The sequence below is a fragment of the Rhodoferax potami genome (assembly GCF_032193765.1).
In the GTDB taxonomy this organism is placed as follows: domain Bacteria; phylum Pseudomonadota; class Gammaproteobacteria; order Burkholderiales; family Burkholderiaceae_C; genus Allorhodoferax; species Allorhodoferax potami.
Genome location: NZ_JAVBIJ010000001.1, coordinates 3,802,607 through 3,817,136, shown reverse-complemented (window position 1 = coordinate 3,817,136; position 14,530 = coordinate 3,802,607). Strand labels below are relative to the sequence as shown.

At 59.0% G+C, this 14,530-nt stretch carries 14 protein-coding genes; 2 read left to right on the top strand and 12 right to left on the bottom strand.

Annotation, left to right across the window (positions count from 1 at the left end):
- Nucleotides 1–19: 19 nt before the first annotated feature.
- Nucleotides 20–1,717: a flagellar basal-body MS-ring/collar protein FliF gene (fliF, locus tag RAE21_RS18425; RefSeq protein WP_313882602.1), complete on the bottom strand. Its 1,698-nt coding sequence runs from the start codon at nt 1,715–1,717 to the stop codon at nt 20–22.
- A gap of 173 nt (nt 1,718–1,890) precedes the next feature.
- Between fliF and fliE the strand changes: the two genes are divergently transcribed.
- Entirely contained in the window at nt 1,891–2,208 is a 318-nt protein-coding gene (gene fliE, locus RAE21_RS18420; protein WP_313882601.1) for a flagellar hook-basal body complex protein FliE, read from the top strand.
- Nucleotides 2,209–2,399: 191 nt separating this feature from the next.
- On the opposite strand, the gene RAE21_RS18415 is transcribed toward fliE, so the two are convergent.
- From RAE21_RS18415 to RAE21_RS18400, 4 genes are all read right to left on the bottom strand, one after another.
- Entirely contained in the window at nt 2,400–2,696 is a 297-nt protein-coding gene (locus RAE21_RS18415; protein WP_313882600.1) for a flagellar protein FliT, read from the bottom strand.
- A gap of 28 nt (nt 2,697–2,724) precedes the next feature.
- Nucleotides 2,725–3,153 (bottom strand): flagellar export chaperone FliS, encoded by a 429-nt coding sequence (gene fliS, locus RAE21_RS18410; protein ID WP_313882599.1) that lies wholly within the window; start codon nt 3,151–3,153, stop codon nt 2,725–2,727.
- Nucleotides 3,154–3,218: 65 nt separating this feature from the next.
- Nucleotides 3,219–4,655, bottom strand: a complete 1,437-nt coding sequence (gene fliD, locus RAE21_RS18405) for a flagellar filament capping protein FliD (RefSeq protein WP_313882598.1) — start codon at nt 4,653–4,655, stop codon at nt 3,219–3,221.
- 171 nt (nt 4,656–4,826) lie between these two features.
- Entirely contained in the window at nt 4,827–6,302 is a 1,476-nt protein-coding gene (locus RAE21_RS18400) for a flagellin N-terminal helical domain-containing protein (RefSeq protein WP_313882597.1), read from the bottom strand.
- A 332-nt stretch (nt 6,303–6,634) separates the two neighbouring features.
- Between RAE21_RS18400 and RAE21_RS18395 the strand changes: the two genes are divergently transcribed.
- A complete protein-coding gene (locus RAE21_RS18395) occupies nt 6,635–8,113 on the top strand; it encodes a flagellin N-terminal helical domain-containing protein (protein ID WP_313882596.1) in 1,479 nt (492 codons plus the stop codon).
- Nucleotides 8,114–8,176: 63 nt separating this feature from the next.
- Here RAE21_RS18395 and RAE21_RS18390 read toward each other — a convergent pair whose 3' ends face one another.
- Genes RAE21_RS18390 through rfbF form a run of 7 tightly spaced genes read right to left on the bottom strand, consistent with a single transcriptional unit; the run spans nt 8,177 to nt 14,516 of the window.
- A complete protein-coding gene (locus RAE21_RS18390) occupies nt 8,177–8,833 on the bottom strand; it encodes an LbetaH domain-containing protein (RefSeq protein ID WP_313882595.1) in 657 nt (218 codons plus the stop codon).
- A 2-nt stretch (nt 8,834–8,835) separates the two neighbouring features.
- Nucleotides 8,836–9,735: an NAD-dependent epimerase/dehydratase family protein gene (locus tag RAE21_RS18385; protein WP_313882594.1), complete on the bottom strand. Its 900-nt coding sequence runs from the start codon at nt 9,733–9,735 to the stop codon at nt 8,836–8,838.
- Between the two features lie 14 nt (nt 9,736–9,749).
- On the bottom strand, nt 9,750–10,838 hold the full coding sequence (locus RAE21_RS18380; RefSeq protein ID WP_313882593.1) for an FkbM family methyltransferase: 1,089 nt from the start codon (nt 10,836–10,838) through the stop codon (nt 9,750–9,752).
- Between the two features lie 36 nt (nt 10,839–10,874).
- Nucleotides 10,875–12,116 carry a methyltransferase domain-containing protein gene (locus tag RAE21_RS18375; protein WP_313882592.1) on the bottom strand — a complete coding sequence of 414 codons (1,242 nt, stop codon included), beginning with the start codon at nt 12,114–12,116 and terminating at the stop codon, nt 10,875–10,877.
- A complete protein-coding gene (locus RAE21_RS18370) occupies nt 12,113–12,676 on the bottom strand; it encodes a dTDP-4-dehydrorhamnose 3,5-epimerase family protein (RefSeq protein WP_313882591.1) in 564 nt (187 codons plus the stop codon). Before RAE21_RS18370 ends, RAE21_RS18375 begins: the two co-directional genes overlap by 4 nt.
- Nucleotides 12,673–13,746 (bottom strand): CDP-glucose 4,6-dehydratase, encoded by a 1,074-nt coding sequence (rfbG, locus tag RAE21_RS18365; protein ID WP_313882590.1) that lies wholly within the window; start codon nt 13,744–13,746, stop codon nt 12,673–12,675. Before rfbG ends, RAE21_RS18370 begins: the two co-directional genes overlap by 4 nt.
- Entirely contained in the window at nt 13,746–14,516 is a 771-nt protein-coding gene (gene rfbF, locus RAE21_RS18360; RefSeq protein WP_121456032.1) for a glucose-1-phosphate cytidylyltransferase, read from the bottom strand. The genes rfbG and rfbF overlap by 1 nt, the downstream gene beginning before the upstream one ends.
- Nucleotides 14,517–14,530: the final 14 nt, after the last annotated feature.

The window sequence follows — 14,530 nt, the reverse complement described above, 5'->3', positions numbered from 1 at the left end:
TGGTATTTTGCGCCGGAGATTAAGCCGGTGCTTCTCCATTCATCCATGCCCTGACGATGTTTGCCACCGCGGCCGGGTTATCACGGGTCAACTTGCGGGCATCTTCCAGGCGAAGTTCACTTGGCGAGGCTTGCGCTCCGTCGCTGCTGGTGCCGTCTGGGCCGGTCAGTTGTGGGCGGTCCGGCTGGTCATTCTCGATCGCATCCAACTGCGCAAAATCTTCTTCTGCCGTGTTCTCAGCCGCAGGGATCGGCTGCGTCAGGGCCTTCATGGCTGGGCGAATAACACCCAAGAAGACGAGGGCCGCCATACCCAGGGTGCCCAAAGGCCACGCCAAGCTGCGGGCCAAGTCCTGCAATTCAGGCTGGCGCCACAGTGGAACCTCGTTGGCGTCCACCTTTTCAGCGGCGAACGGCGCATTCATCAAATTGACCGAATCGCCACGGCTTTGATTGAAACCCACGGTTTCGCGCACCAAGGCGGTCATCTTTTCCAGCTGTGCGTCGGTCAGCGGCACACTGGTCGTGACGCCCTTCGCGTCAGTTGCGCTCTGGTTGTTCAGGACTACGGCGGCATTGATACGCTTGATCACGCCAACCGCTCCTTTGGTGACTCGCACCGTCTTGTCCACCTCGTAATTGATGATGGACTCTTTCTTGGAGGAACTATTGGCACCGGCGGCGCCTGTTCCGGCCTGGCCATTGGCAGCCAATGCTTGCGGCTGGCCGTTGATCGGGGCAGCAGCCTGGGCGGGTGGCTGGTTGGTTGTAGCGCCGGGGATGCCGGCTGGCGGCGTAGGTTGCGCTCCGTTGATGCTCTCGACCAACTGCTGGCTTCGCACTGAGCTGCTATCCGGCGTTTGATTGGGTTTGTGGGACTCGGTGGTGCTTTCGGTTTGCGAGAAATCCAGCTCCGCAGTGACTTGCGCCTTCACGTTTTGCTTGCCGACCAGGGGCTCCAGCATGTCCAGAATGCGCCGGCTGTAGATCTGCTCAATCTGCTGCACATATTGCAGCTGCTCGGCATCAACACCCGCGGCACCATCCGGGTTGGCGGACAACAGCTTGCCGGTGTCATCCAGCACACTGACGGCAGTGGGGTTCATTTCCGGCACACTGGACGCGACCAAGTGCACGATACCGGCAAGCTGGCCTTTGTCCAGCGCGCGGCCGGGGTGCAGGCTCAGCAACACCGAGGCCGAGGGCTTTTGCTGCTCCCGGAAGAAGCCATTCTGATTAGGTAGAGCCAAGTGCACCCGGGCACTGGAGACAGAAGCCAGAGCCTGGATAGAACGGGTCAACTCGCCCTCCAAGCCGCGTTGGAACGTCAGGCGCTCCTGAAACTGGGTCATGCCGAAGCGATTGGCCTCCATCATCTCGAACCCGCTGACAGAGCCTTTGGGTAAACCTTGCGAGGCCAGCTTCAAACGGACATCATGCACACGCTCGGCCGGGACCATGATGGCGCCGCCGCCTTCGGTGTACTTATAAGGAACATTCATGGTGGTTAGCTGGGCGATGACCGCGCCACCGTCTTTGTCTGCCAGATTCGAGTACAGCACGCGCCACTCTGCTTGGCGCCCCATGACCATACCGATCACAGCGATGGCAACAAACAGCGCAACGCCCAACGCCAAGCGAATGCGCTGCCCCTGGTCTAACGCCGAGAGGCGCTGTCCCAAGGTGGGGTTCACAGGAATGGTGGCAACTGCGGGCATGTCGTGGTTTCCAGGGCTGAGGGCGGGCTTCTCCGCATGAATGGGGCTGATTATTCGACCCACCCTCCAAAACATTAGGGTAATAAGCCACTGTTTTACCGGCTAATTTAAAAAAATACGCCATGAGGTGAAGGCATAGGATTCGCGGCAACCCAATTAACAGGGAGACCACTATGGATCTCAAGCTCACCCCGGTATCAATGCCCACCACCATCCGCCCCTCCACCGGGATCAAACCCGGCGGGGCCAACAGTGCCTCAGGCGTGGGTGGCAGCTTCTCCGGCGAACTCAAAAGCGCGCTTGGCGCAGTCAGCGCTGCCCAGAACGAATCCGGCCGCCTGCAACGGGAAGTGCAGCTGGAAAACCCCAAGGTCAGCCTGGAAGAAACCATGGTGGCCATACAAAAGGCCCAAATCGGCTTTCAGGCCACGCTGCATGTGCGCAACCGGATGGTGCAGGCCTACACCGACATCATGAATATGCAGGTTTGATGAATTTGCTATTTTTTTGATAGCTAGTTACGCACACTCCATGAGCGCCGAGCGCAAATACCGAGCAAAATTCAAGCGCTGTGTGTTTCGTGATCAAGTCCTGACCGAACACTGGACATTACGCAGCTCGACCTGAACCTCTTCCAATAGGTATGCTCACTCGAGCCACGGCCCATCGCAAACCACAGAGCTCAATGAAGGTACTGGTTTTGCACACCAACCCGTTGCTCAAAATTAGCCAACCACGGCTCGGCAAGATATCGGATCTGAGCATCGTTATGCAGAATACGCTGCATGATCCGGGTCTTCTCAGCCCGGGATTCCGCATCCAGCTCTTCACTGCGCGCGCGCTGGCGAAGTTGCTCGATCAGCACCGCGCAGGCTCCTTCGAAACGCATGACACCATCCCAGTCCTCGGCCTTGGCCGCTGCTAGCATTTTGGCGCTGCTTTCCTCGATGGCCTTGTAAAAATCGATCAACAGACTCATATTGTTCACCTTACAAGCCTAGTTTTTACTACATGCTCACTGAGATAGATGGCTGCAAGGAGCCGAGCTGACGCATCTCATTCCACCCTTTTGCGATCGGCTGGATTAAATCTGAGACCTCCGCCATGAGTGCGTCATCATTGCGTACATTGGCTAGCGTGAGTTGTCGTACACAGTATGCGTATAAATCACTCAAATTCGCAGCTAGCTCTCCACCATCCACGCGATCAAGTGCTGTACTCAATCCCTCTTCAAGAATGCGTATAGCTTTGGTTACAGCGTTAACTTTGGTCAAAACATCCCCGCGAGCCATTGCGCCACGAGCTACTGCAATGGAGTTCAAAACACCTTCAAATAACAACGCTGCGAGCTTGTGCTGATCAATCGTGCTCATGCTGGTTTCTACACTGATTCTTTTGTAAGCATTCGCTGTGCGGTCACTGTATGAACTGAACATGATTTAGGCCCTTCTTGTGTTGTATTGAAGTTATCGGCCATTACACAAAAAACTGAACAGCAATCCTAGCTCGTCGTTTTATTCCAAGCAGTTACCTGTTGAGCCACATAAGCATTGATTCCGTTCAGCTTGGTCAATTGCGAATCCAATGCGTTGTAGCGAGCTGTTATTCGCTTTTCGAAGGCGTCAACTTTAGTGCCAAGAGTTGTTTGATCTTTGGCGTTCTGTTTGAGACTCAATTGCAAAGATGCATCTTTCGACCCAAAAAAACCGGTCACCGAGAGCAAGTTTGTGAGGGCAGTTTTGATTTTGACGGCAATCCCATCGGCGGAGCCGCCAGCCGTACTACGGAATAAGTTCTTCAAATCTTCCGGCGAATCTGATATCGCTTTCCCTAGCTTTGCACTGTCCACAACCAAGTCACCACCCCGCTGCTGAGTAATGCCAACATCTGCAAGCCGTGTAAATCCACCTCCACCAGAGGTGGTCGCTTGAATAGCGGCTCTCAGCGTATTCTGCAAATTGATCGCCGTTGAATCCCCTTGAAGCAGCCCCCCCGCCTTGGTTGCGGGGTCAAACTTAGTTGCCTCTTGCAATAACTGATTGATAGCGTTGTATGCCTTTACAAAGCCATCAATGTTGCTTTGAATACTGCTGTTGTCTTTAGTTACATTGATTTCAACAGCAGCGGTTGTGACTTGTTCTGCCTTGAATGTCACGCCAGAAACTGTTGTTGCAAACGTGTTGGAAGCAGATGAAACCGGGATGCCATTCACCGTTGCTCTTGCGTTGGCGGCTGCCTGAGTCACAGTCGCACCCGCAACCAAACGAGACAGCCCTGATGCATCAGTATTTGTAGCGCTGGCAATATCTGTGTCGCCCGCTTCCATCGCCCCCAAACGAAAGCCAAAATCTTCGCCCGTAGACTTAGATCGCAACAACAAACGATCACCAGTTGCATCCGTCAGCACAGTTGCAGTGACCCCAGCGCTGGATCCATTTATCTTGCTAGCTACGTCGGTAATGGTGTCACTCGCGCTGACCGTAATGTCCACTGGCGCACTGCCACTTGTAGCTGTGAACATGGCGGGGGACGCTGCCCATTTGCCGATCTCAATGCGCAAAGTGCCCGCACCGATAGCCGAGCCCCTTGGCAAGATGGCAGCTGATGCAGTTGCTTGCGCTTTAGCCAAAGCTTGCACTTCAACGCTGAATGTCGTGGGTAATGTTCCGCCCAACGCCGAAGCAGTAACGTACTTGCTGTCAGAAGAGGCCACAGTTACTGCGTTCCACCCCGTAACACTTGTCAACTTACTTGTTGAATCAGACAGCGTAGAGACAAGTGACTTAATTTGACCAAAAGCCGATATCTTGGTGCTCACCGTCGAAGCCTGTAGCTTCAGCGTATCCAGAGGCTTTTTTTCCAGCGCGACCAATTGAGAGATGATGCTTTTCACATCAAGCCCGTTGGTACCTACACCAGGTGAAGAAATCGTGGCCATGGACTGCTCCTAAATCTAGTCAGACGTATTATGAAAACCGATTGCGTCTCTGTCTCCGAAATAAGTGTGAGCAATCAGGTCCATTTGCACTCTTGAATACAAACGGGGGCAACGCTGTTGCCCCCGTTTGACCTTTTAGCTGCACGCGTTATGCAACAGCGCCAGACTCAATCAGCGCAGCAAAGCGAGCACCCCCTGGGGCAGCTGATTCGCTTGCGCCACCATTGCTGTACCTGCCTGCTGCAAAATCTGCGCACGTGACAGGTTTGCAGTTTCAGAGGCAAAGTCAGCATCCAAAATACGCGAACGCGAGGCAGACAAGTTCTCAGAGGTCACTTGAAGATTCGAAATCGAGGTTTCAAATCGAGACTGCAAAGCGCCGAGTTTGGCTCGTTCACCGTTGATGAATGACAAGGCCGAATCCACTGTCTTGAGCGCATCCGTGGCCTTCGCAAAGGTGGTTACGTCCAGATCCGCGACTTTCTTCAATGTGGAAGCACTGTCAGCAAAAGCATCTGTAGCTGCTGACGTCGAGGCGTCCACAGAGAAAGACTTGTCAGAGTCCAGTGTGATGTAGCCGCTTGATACAGAGTTATCGGCAGTTGTGTCTGCCGCCAATGTTGCTGCAGCACCAGAGTTTGTACCGTCTGCCTTCAACTTTTGCACAGTCACAGCGCCGGCGTTCTGCACGGCTGTATCAGCAACACGAATGTCATTGCCCGTTGCGTTTGTGAGCACCACTGCAGTGCCGGCAGTGTTCAAAGATGCTGTCACACCCGTCTTGGAGCTTTGGTCGTTGATGGCGGACACCGCAGCCGATAAACCATCTGCAGTATTCGCCGCGTTGAGGGTGAACGAAATGGCTTGGTCGGAGCTATTGTCAGAACGCAGATTCAGCGAGTAAGAGCCCGCGGCACCAAATGTCAAACTCACCTCAGTGCGCGCAGTAGCTGTTACACCAGTATCACCCTTAACCGCATTCACATTGTCGGCAATAGTCTTGGCAGTCTCGTTTGCTGCAACGTTAACCACTTTGCTACCCACCGAGCCGTTGATCGTAACGGCAGAGCTGGTCACACCATTGGCGCCCCAAGCACCCGAGCTTGCGGCAGCGCCAGCGGCAGCGACTTGATTGTTGCCATACATCGAAGTGCGCAAATTGCCAGTAGCTGCTGTGATGGTTTGATTAGCGTTCGCGCCCACTTGAAATTGCTGCGTACCAAAACTTCCATCCAATAGCCTGGAGCCGTTAAATTCGGTGGTTTGTGAGATCCTGTCCAACTCTGAAACGAGCTGGGAAACCTCTTGCTGCAGTGCCTTACGATCCCCCGCGCTGTTGGATGCGTTAGCTGATTGAACAGAGAGTTCGCGCACGCGCTGCAAAATATCACCAGATGCCTTCAAGGCACCTTCAGCAGTTTGCGCCAAAGAAATTCCATCATTGGCGTTACGCACAGCCTGGTTCAAGCCCTTAATCTGCGAAGTGAAGCGCTCTGAAATGGCTAGACCCGCAGCATCGTCTTTCGCGCTGTTAATGCGCAAGCCCGAAGACAGGCGCTGAATTGAAGTGTTCAGCGAACTCTGGCTTGCTCCCAGATTGCGCTGTGCGGTCAACGAAGCAACGTTGGTATTTATGGTGGATGCCATGACAAATCTCCTAAAAAGAACTGACTGAATATGGCGTTTCCGCCAACTGCAGGCCAAGACTCTTGGCTACAGCCCTCACCAACTAACTGACGGCTAGTCGGTGAATGGCGGGAGCTAGCTCATCACTTCGCATCCCGTTGGAGTTCATTTCGGGTGTTTTTTGCAAAACTTTAGCCAAGAAGCAAAAAAATGCGGGGATTTCCAGGGCTTTATCCCTGCAACACGAAATCTCACCATCACCACAATCTCTCCATCGTTCCTATAAAGACCGCCGGTGAGGCAACGATTAGCCCGGCAGAAATGTTTACCTTCAGCTCTGCAGGAGTCACACAATGGCATCTACTATCAACACCAACGTTTCATCGTTGACCGCACAGCGCAATCTGGGAGCAAGCCAGAGTTCGCTGAACACTTCAATTCAGCGCCTGTCTTCGGGCATGCGCATTAACAGCGCGAAAGACGATGCTGCGGGGCTCGCCATTTCAGAGCGCTTTACAAGTCAAATCAGAGGTCTCAATCAAGCTGCACGCAATGCCAATGACGGCATTTCTTTATCACAAGTGACAGAGGGTGCGATGAAATCGGCCGGCGACATCCTGCAACGAGTGCGTGAGTTGGCTGTGCAATCAGCAAATGCATCTAACAGCGCGGGGGATCGTAAGGCACTGCAACAGGAGGTAGCTCAACTCGTATCAGAGTTGGACCGGATCTCACAAACGACTGAGTTCAATGGTCAAAAACTATTAGACGGTACTTTCGGAACACAACAGTTCCAAGTAGGTGCTAATGCGAACCAAACCATCACAACGGCTACCGCCAATTTACGTACTTCCGTATATGGCAACAATCAAGTCGCTGCCGCTGGCGCTGCCGCAAGCTCGGGTGCTTGGGGCGCCAATGGTGTGACCAGCTCTGCCGTTACGATCAACGGCTCGGTGGGTAGCAAAGTGGTTAACGTTGCAGCAAACGAGACTGCCAAGACTATTGCCGACAATGTGAATGCGGTTAAGGGTGATACTGGTGTAACTGCTACTGCGCGCACTGAGGTGAGTTTGACATTTGGTACCGCGGGCTCTTACTCGCTGAATCTGCGTTCGGACAACAATGCGGATCAGGCCATTTCGTTCACCCTGAGCGCGGCGAATACTGCAGATGGTTTATCGGCTGCGGTGTCCGCCATCAACGACCAAAGTTCCAAGACGGGTGTGACAGCATCTTTGAACGCTGCCGGCACTGCAGTGGTGCTCACAAACGCAACGGGCAATGACATTCGTGTTGCTGATACAGCCGTGCAGAACGCCGGCGCTGTGACTGTGCAAAAGTTGAAGGCAGACGGTACAAACTCTGGTGCTGCAGCAACATTGGCGGCAGACACAACTGCCGATAACTCTGTATCAAGCGGCTACATCACACTGGACTCTGACAAGTCTTTCTCTGTGGACGCCTCGACGTCAGCAGCTACAGATGCTTTTGCTGACAGTGCTTCCACATTGAAGAAAGTCGCGGATCTGGACGTAACCACCTTTGCGAAGGCCACGGATGCGCTCAAGACAGTGGATTCGGCCTTGTCATTCATCAACGGTGAACGAGCCAAACTCGGCGCTTTGCAGTCTCGATTTGAAACGAGCATATCTAGTTTGAACATAACTTCAGAAAACTTGTCTGCTTCGCGCTCGCGTATTCTGGATGCGGACTTTGCGGCGGAAACCGCCAACCTGTCGCGTGCGCAGATACTGCAGCAAGCAGGCACTGCAATGGTTGCTCAAGCGAATCAGTTGCCGCAAGGGGTGCTGAGTTTGCTCAAAGGTTAGTAACCGACTCAAGTCCCCCAGCAAGCCATAACCCAACTTCTTGGGTTATGGCGTTTAGCATTTTTAGAACCGGAAAATATCTTGTAATCCCGAGTGCCGGGTTTCTTTAAACACCACCTCACCATTCGAACCGGGGTACACGGTGCAGTGCCCAGGAGTGTCGGTGTTGACCAAGCTTGTGCCCTGGGACAACACGGTGCCATCGCCCACCTGACAGCCACCGATGATGGCGGTACCGGGGTACATGACCACGCCCTCGCCCAGCGCCGGGGCTACGCCGTGGTTTTTGCCCACGGTGGAGTTTTGGTACACCACCAGGTAGTTGCCATAGGCGGCCTTCGCAAAGACGATGCCCACCGAGTGGCCGATGAAAAACACCTCTGGCATGTCGATCTCATAGAACAGATCGATGCCGTTGAGGGCTTTGTTCAGCCCAAAGAGCTTGTTGCATAGGGCGCGTCGGCCGGTACCCTTCCACACCGAGTGGGCTAGGTAGTACAAAAACAGCGTGTACTGCGTGGAGTGCAGGTGATCAAACTCGCCGGGCGCCCAAAGCCGCACCTCGTTGATGCAGCGGCCCAGCCGCGCCAAGGCCACGTCCATGTGCGCGGCAAGCACTGTGGGGGCATCTGCGTCCAGCCCGTCCGGGTAAAAGGTGCCGAGCTGGCGCGTCACATAGGCGGCGAGTTCGGTGCGCGACAAGTGCAGCGTTTTTAACATGCTCAGGTTCCTTGCTCAGTTGCCAACATCTCGTCCAGTGCCGCCAGCAGGGGGCGGGGCTGCCAGTGCAGCTCGGTGCGCAGGCGCGCAATGTTCACCACGGGCGGGAGGACGGGCTGCACATCCAGCAGTGGCTGCACCGCGCAACCCCAGCGGCGTTCCAAGTGTTCAAACAGTGCCGCGTTGGACACGTTGGCGCCAGACGCCACGTTGTACACAGGCTGCTGGCCTTGCACGGCAATGCGGATCAGTGCATCCACCACATCGTCCAAGTGCACGTAGTCGCGGGTGAAATGGGGCGACGACGATACCTGCACGCGCCGCACGCCAGCGGCCCGGGCCTGCAGCACTTGCCGCAGCAGGGCGGGCAAAAAGCCATCGGAGTCCTGCGGCCCCTCGTACACGCAGGCCAGCCTGGCCACGCGGGCCAAGCCCTGCCCGGCGACATAGCACAGGGATTCGCCCAGGCCCTTGGACAGGTCATACAAATGGCGGGAGTTGGTGGGGTCGATGGGAAGGATAGCGCCCTCGTTGGCCGTGCCGCCACCCAACACGTCACCCAGCCCGTCGTACAGTCGGGTGCTCGACAAATAGACCAGCGACTGAAGCGTGCCCTGCGCCAGCCCGTGTTGCAGCACCTGCGCCAAGTGGCTGACGTGGGCCTGCACCGTGTCAAAGGGGCGCGCCAAATAGTCGGCCGTGAGCCCCGCGCAATACATCACATGGCCTAGGGCATGGCCCTGCGGCAGCTGCCACGGCCAGGGCCCATGGCGGGCCGGTGCCCACACTTGCGCGCCGCGCGCCTGCAGCGTGGCACACAGGCGGCGGCCCACAAAACCTGCGGCCCCCACCACGGTGAAATGCTGGTCCTGCAAATCCTGTGAAACAGCCTGGGAAAGCAATGCCCCCTCCCCCATCAAAACCCGCCCACCGGGTGGTGCAGCTGCGGGTCTTTGTGGGGCAGCAGCTTGGGGCTGACGCCGTCCACCATGCGAAAGGCACTGCCCTGCACGCGCGCTGCGTCGGGCACGGCCAGCATGTTGAAGCCATGGGGCGGGCCGTCCAAGTACACCGAATCCAGCGGCACCAGCTCCACGGGCTGGCCGAGCATTTCACGGTGGGAGTTGATGTCGCGCACCGCGTACACGGTGTAGCCCAAGTCCAGCAGCAAGCGGCACAGGGGCGTGGCATGCAGGCCTTGGCTCCAGTCCACATACGTGCGGTGCAGCTCAAACACCACATAGGGTTTGTCATGGGCCAGCAGTTGCTGCGCGCCTTGCAGCGCGGCCAGCTCGGCCCCTTCAATGTCCAGCTGGATCAGGCTAATGCGGCGGCCCTGTTGCTGGGCGTAGTCGTCCATGGCCACGGTGTCAAAGCCGCTGCCATCCTGGACGCTGACCATGTTGGCGAACGAGTCAAACCCATCGAGGCGCATGCGCTCGCCGCTGCGGCTCCACAAGCCCGCCACGTTCACCACCACGTTGCTCAGGTGGTTCAGGTCAATATTGCGCTGCAGCATCGCGGCCTGCTGGGGGTTGGGCTCAAAGCAGTGCACTTTCAGATCGCGCCCTGCGAGCTGGCGGGCCACCAGCACGGCCTGGTCGCCGAAGTAGGCACCGCCCACCAATACGTCCCCTTGCAAGTCGCGCCCCAGCTCCAGCAGCAGCTTGGTGGTTTGCGGCTCCCACACATGGCTGGGGTGCTCTGATTCAGACAGCAGAAAGTCGCGGGCGATCTTGGTGCGGTACAAAAACTGAAAGCGCGCGCCGTCGGCCAGCACCTTGTCGTACTGGTCGGTGTCCAGGTGCAGAGCGTCGATGATGGGGCCCACCACCTCGTCGCGCACCGAGCCCGCAAAGGCAATCTGGCCCTCGCACTCTCGTAACAGGGCAATCATGCGGGCACGCAGCGCCGGGTCGCGCCCCAGAGTTTGCATGGCGAGCTGCAGGCGCTTGCCGTCCAGGTCGCGCGGGTCGTTGCTGGTCATGGCGGGGGTGGCAGTCATGGCACGAGGCTCCTCAGATTCAAGCAATAAGGCAATTCAAAACACTTCCAGCCGTGGCACGGCCACGGCAAATTTTCCGGCCCAGCTGCGCACATCGCCCAGCTGGCTGGCCACTTCATCGCGCAGGTTCCACGGCAGGATCAGCACGCGGTCGGGCCGGTGCGCGCGCAGGTGGGCTTCGTCCACGATGGGGATGCGGCTGCCGGGCAAATACTGGCCCTGCTTGGCGGGGTTTTTGTCGACCACGTAGGGCAGCAGGTCGGGCCGCACGCCCGCAAAGTTGAGCAGCGTGTTGCCCTTGGCCGCGGCGCCGTAGGCCCCCACGGTGAGCCCCTGGGCTTGGCACTGAAATAAAAAAGATAGCAGCTCGCGCTTGATTCGCGTGGCCTGGGGCTGAAAATCGCTATAAAACGCGTCGCCCAGCATGCCTGCAGCGGCCTCGGTGGCCAGCAGTTGCGCGACGCGGGCGGCGCCTTCGGGCGTGGTCTGTGGGTGGGCAGCGGCATCGGCCCGGGCAGCCAACACGCGCAGGCTGCCGCCGTGGGTGGGCAGCTCTTGCACATCCACCACCGCCAGCCCGTTGGCTGCAAAGATGCGCTGCACGGCGGTGAGCGACAAATACGAGTAGTGCTCGTGGTAGGCCGTGTCGAACTGGCAGCCCTGCACCATGCGCAGCAGGTGCGGAAACTCAAACGTCGCCACGCCGTGGGGCTTAAGCAGGCGGATGAAGCCGCCCACAAAGTCATTGATGTCTGGCACATGGGCCAGCACGTTGTTGGCGGCGATCAGGTCGGCCTGGCGGCCAGCGCGGGCCAGCTCGTCGGCCAGGGCCACGCCAAAGAAGCGCTCCACCACTTCCAGCCCCAACGCCCGCGCCGCCTGGGCCGTGCTGGCCGTGGGCTCGATGCCGTAGCAGGGAATGCCCGCCTGCTGCACGTACTGCAGCAGGTAGCCGTCGTTCGATGCGACCTCCACCACGCAACTGTCAGCCTTCAGGCCCAGGCGCTGTTGCATGGCCTGCACATAGGCTTTGGCATGGGCGAGCCAGGAGGTAGAGAACGAGCTGAAGTAAGCGTAGTCGTGCGTGAACAGCGCCTCGCGCCCGGCGTGGTCTTCGGTTTGCACCAGCCAGCAATGCTGGCAAGCCAGCACGCGCAGGGGGAACCAGGTCTCCGGCCCGCGCAGGGCGGCTTCGCTCAGGTACGCGTTGGACGGCGGGGCGCTGCCCAAATCCAAAAATGGCAGGTGCAGCGGCTGGCCGCAGTGTCGGCACTTCACAGGCGCACTCCTTCAAACGATGCAGTCAGCAGCGCGTGGCTGCGGTCGCGCTCAGACATCTCACCCACGGGCAGGGGCCAGGGCAGCGCAAGACGTGGGTCCAGCGGGTTCAGGCCCGCCTCTGCGCCCGGCGCGTAGGCGGCAGAGTGCAAATACAACAGCTCGGCGTCGTCGCTCAAAGCCTGAAAGCCGTGCGCAAAGCCGGATGGAATCAGCAGCGCGCAGGCGTTGTCAGCGGACAACCGCTCGGCGTGCCACTGCAAAAACGTGGGCGAGCCCGCGCGCAGGTCCACGGCCACGTCCCATACCTCGCCACGCAGGCAGCTCACCAGCTTCATCTCGGCATGGGGCGGGCGCTGGTAGTGCAGGCCGCGCACGCTGCCGCGCTGGCGGGTGATGCTGTGGTTGATCTGGGCGATGGGCTGCGTCCAGCCTGCGGCAGCCAGTTCGTCAGCGCAAAACATGCGCTCGAACAGGCCGCGCGCATCTTGCAGCGGTTGACGCTGCACGCGCACCAGGCCGTGCAGGGGCAAAGGGGTGCCGGTAAAACGCGAACTCACTGCGCGGCCTCCCAGGCGTCCAGGTCGGCCAGGCACAGGGCACGGGCATCGGCCCCGCCTTGCTGGGCGCGGTACCAAGCCATGGTGCGCTCCACCGCGGTGTGCAGACCCCAGCGCGGGGCCACACCCAGCGCTTGGCGGGCGTGCGCGGTCTCTAACGCCAGCCAGCCCGCCTCGTGCAATCCATTACTATTATTTTCATAGCTGGTAGCGCTTGACGGATAAGCGCCAGCGGCCATTTTGACCACATTCCCCACCGTGGCGGCCTCGTGCGGCAGCGGGCCAAAGTTGTAAGCCCCAGCGCGGGCGGGATCGACCCACAGCTGCTCGGCCAGGCACAGGTAGGCGGCCAGTGGCTCGATCACATGCTGCCACGGGCGCGTGGCGCCGGGGTGGCGAATGTGCAAGGTCTGCCCGGCGCTCCAGGCGCGCACGGCGTCGGGCAGCAGGCGGTCTGCCGCCCAGTCGCCCCCGCCAATCACGTTGCCTGCGCGTGCGGTGGCTACGGCCACGCCTTGCGCGGCAAAAAAGGCATCGCGGTAGCTGGCGGTGACGATCTCGGCCGCTGCCTTGCTGGCGCTGTAGGGGTCGTGGCCGCCCAGCGGGTCGTCCTCGCGGTAGGGGTAGGCCCATTCGCGGTTGCGGTAGACCTTGTCGGTGGTCACAACCACCACGGCGCGCACATCGCTCTGACCCCGCAATGCGTCGAGCACATGGGCCGTGCCCATGACGTTGGTGGCGTGGGTGCCCAGCGGGTCAGCATAGCCTGCGCGCACCAGCGCCTGCGCGGCCAAGTGCAGCACGATGTGCGGGCGGGTGGCCTGCACGCGGGTGGCCACGGCCTGGGCATCGCGCACGTCACACTCGTGGCTCGCATGCATGTCGTCGGCCACGCGGGCCAGGGTGAACAGGTTGGGCTCGGTGGCGGGGGCCAGGGCCAGGCCGGTCACCTCAGCCCCCAGGCGCGCCAGCCACAAGGCCAGCCAGCTGCCTTTGAAGCCGGTGTGCCCAGTCAGCAGCACGCGCTTGCCGCGCCAGAAATCAAGGGTGGGCCGCACGGGGTTTGTCATTACCAGGTCTTCCAAGGGGCCCGGCCGCTTTGCCACAGGTCTTCGAGCAGGTTTTTCTCGCGCAGCGTGTCCATGGGCTGCCAAAAGCCGGTGTGCTCAAACGCGCGCAGCTGGCCGCTTTGGGCCAAATGGGCCATCGGCTCCAGCTCCCAGCTGGTGGCGTCGTCGGCAATGCGCGCAATCACCTCGGGCTGCAGCACAAAGAAGCCGCCGTTGATCCAGCCGCCGTCGCCCCGGGGCTTTTCCTCGAAGCCCGCCACCACATCACCGTTGCGCACCAACGCACCGTAGCGCCCGGGGGGTTGCACGGCCGTCACCGTGGCCTGGCAGCCGTGGGCGCGGTGGAAGGCGAATTGAGCCGTCATGTCCAGGTCGGCAACGCCATCGCCATAGGTAAAGCAAAACGGCTGGCCGGGCTCCAGGTATTCCTGCACTCGGCGCAGGCGCCCACCCGTCATGGTGTTCTCACCCGTGTCCACCAGCGTCACGCGCCAGGGCTCGGCGTGGCGGTGGTGCACTTCCATGCGGTTGTTGGCCATGTCAAAAGTCACGTCGGACATGTGCAGGAAGTAGTTGGCGAAATACTCCTTGATCACATAGCCCTTGTAGCCCAGGCAGATGATGAAGTCGTTGACGCCATGCGCGGCGTACATCTTCATGATGTGCCACAGAATGGGCCGTCCACCGATCTCGATCATGGGCTTGGGCTTGAGGTGTGACTCTTCGGAGATGCGGGTTCCGAGCCCCCCAGCGAGCAGTACGGCTTTCATGGCGTCAAGCATAG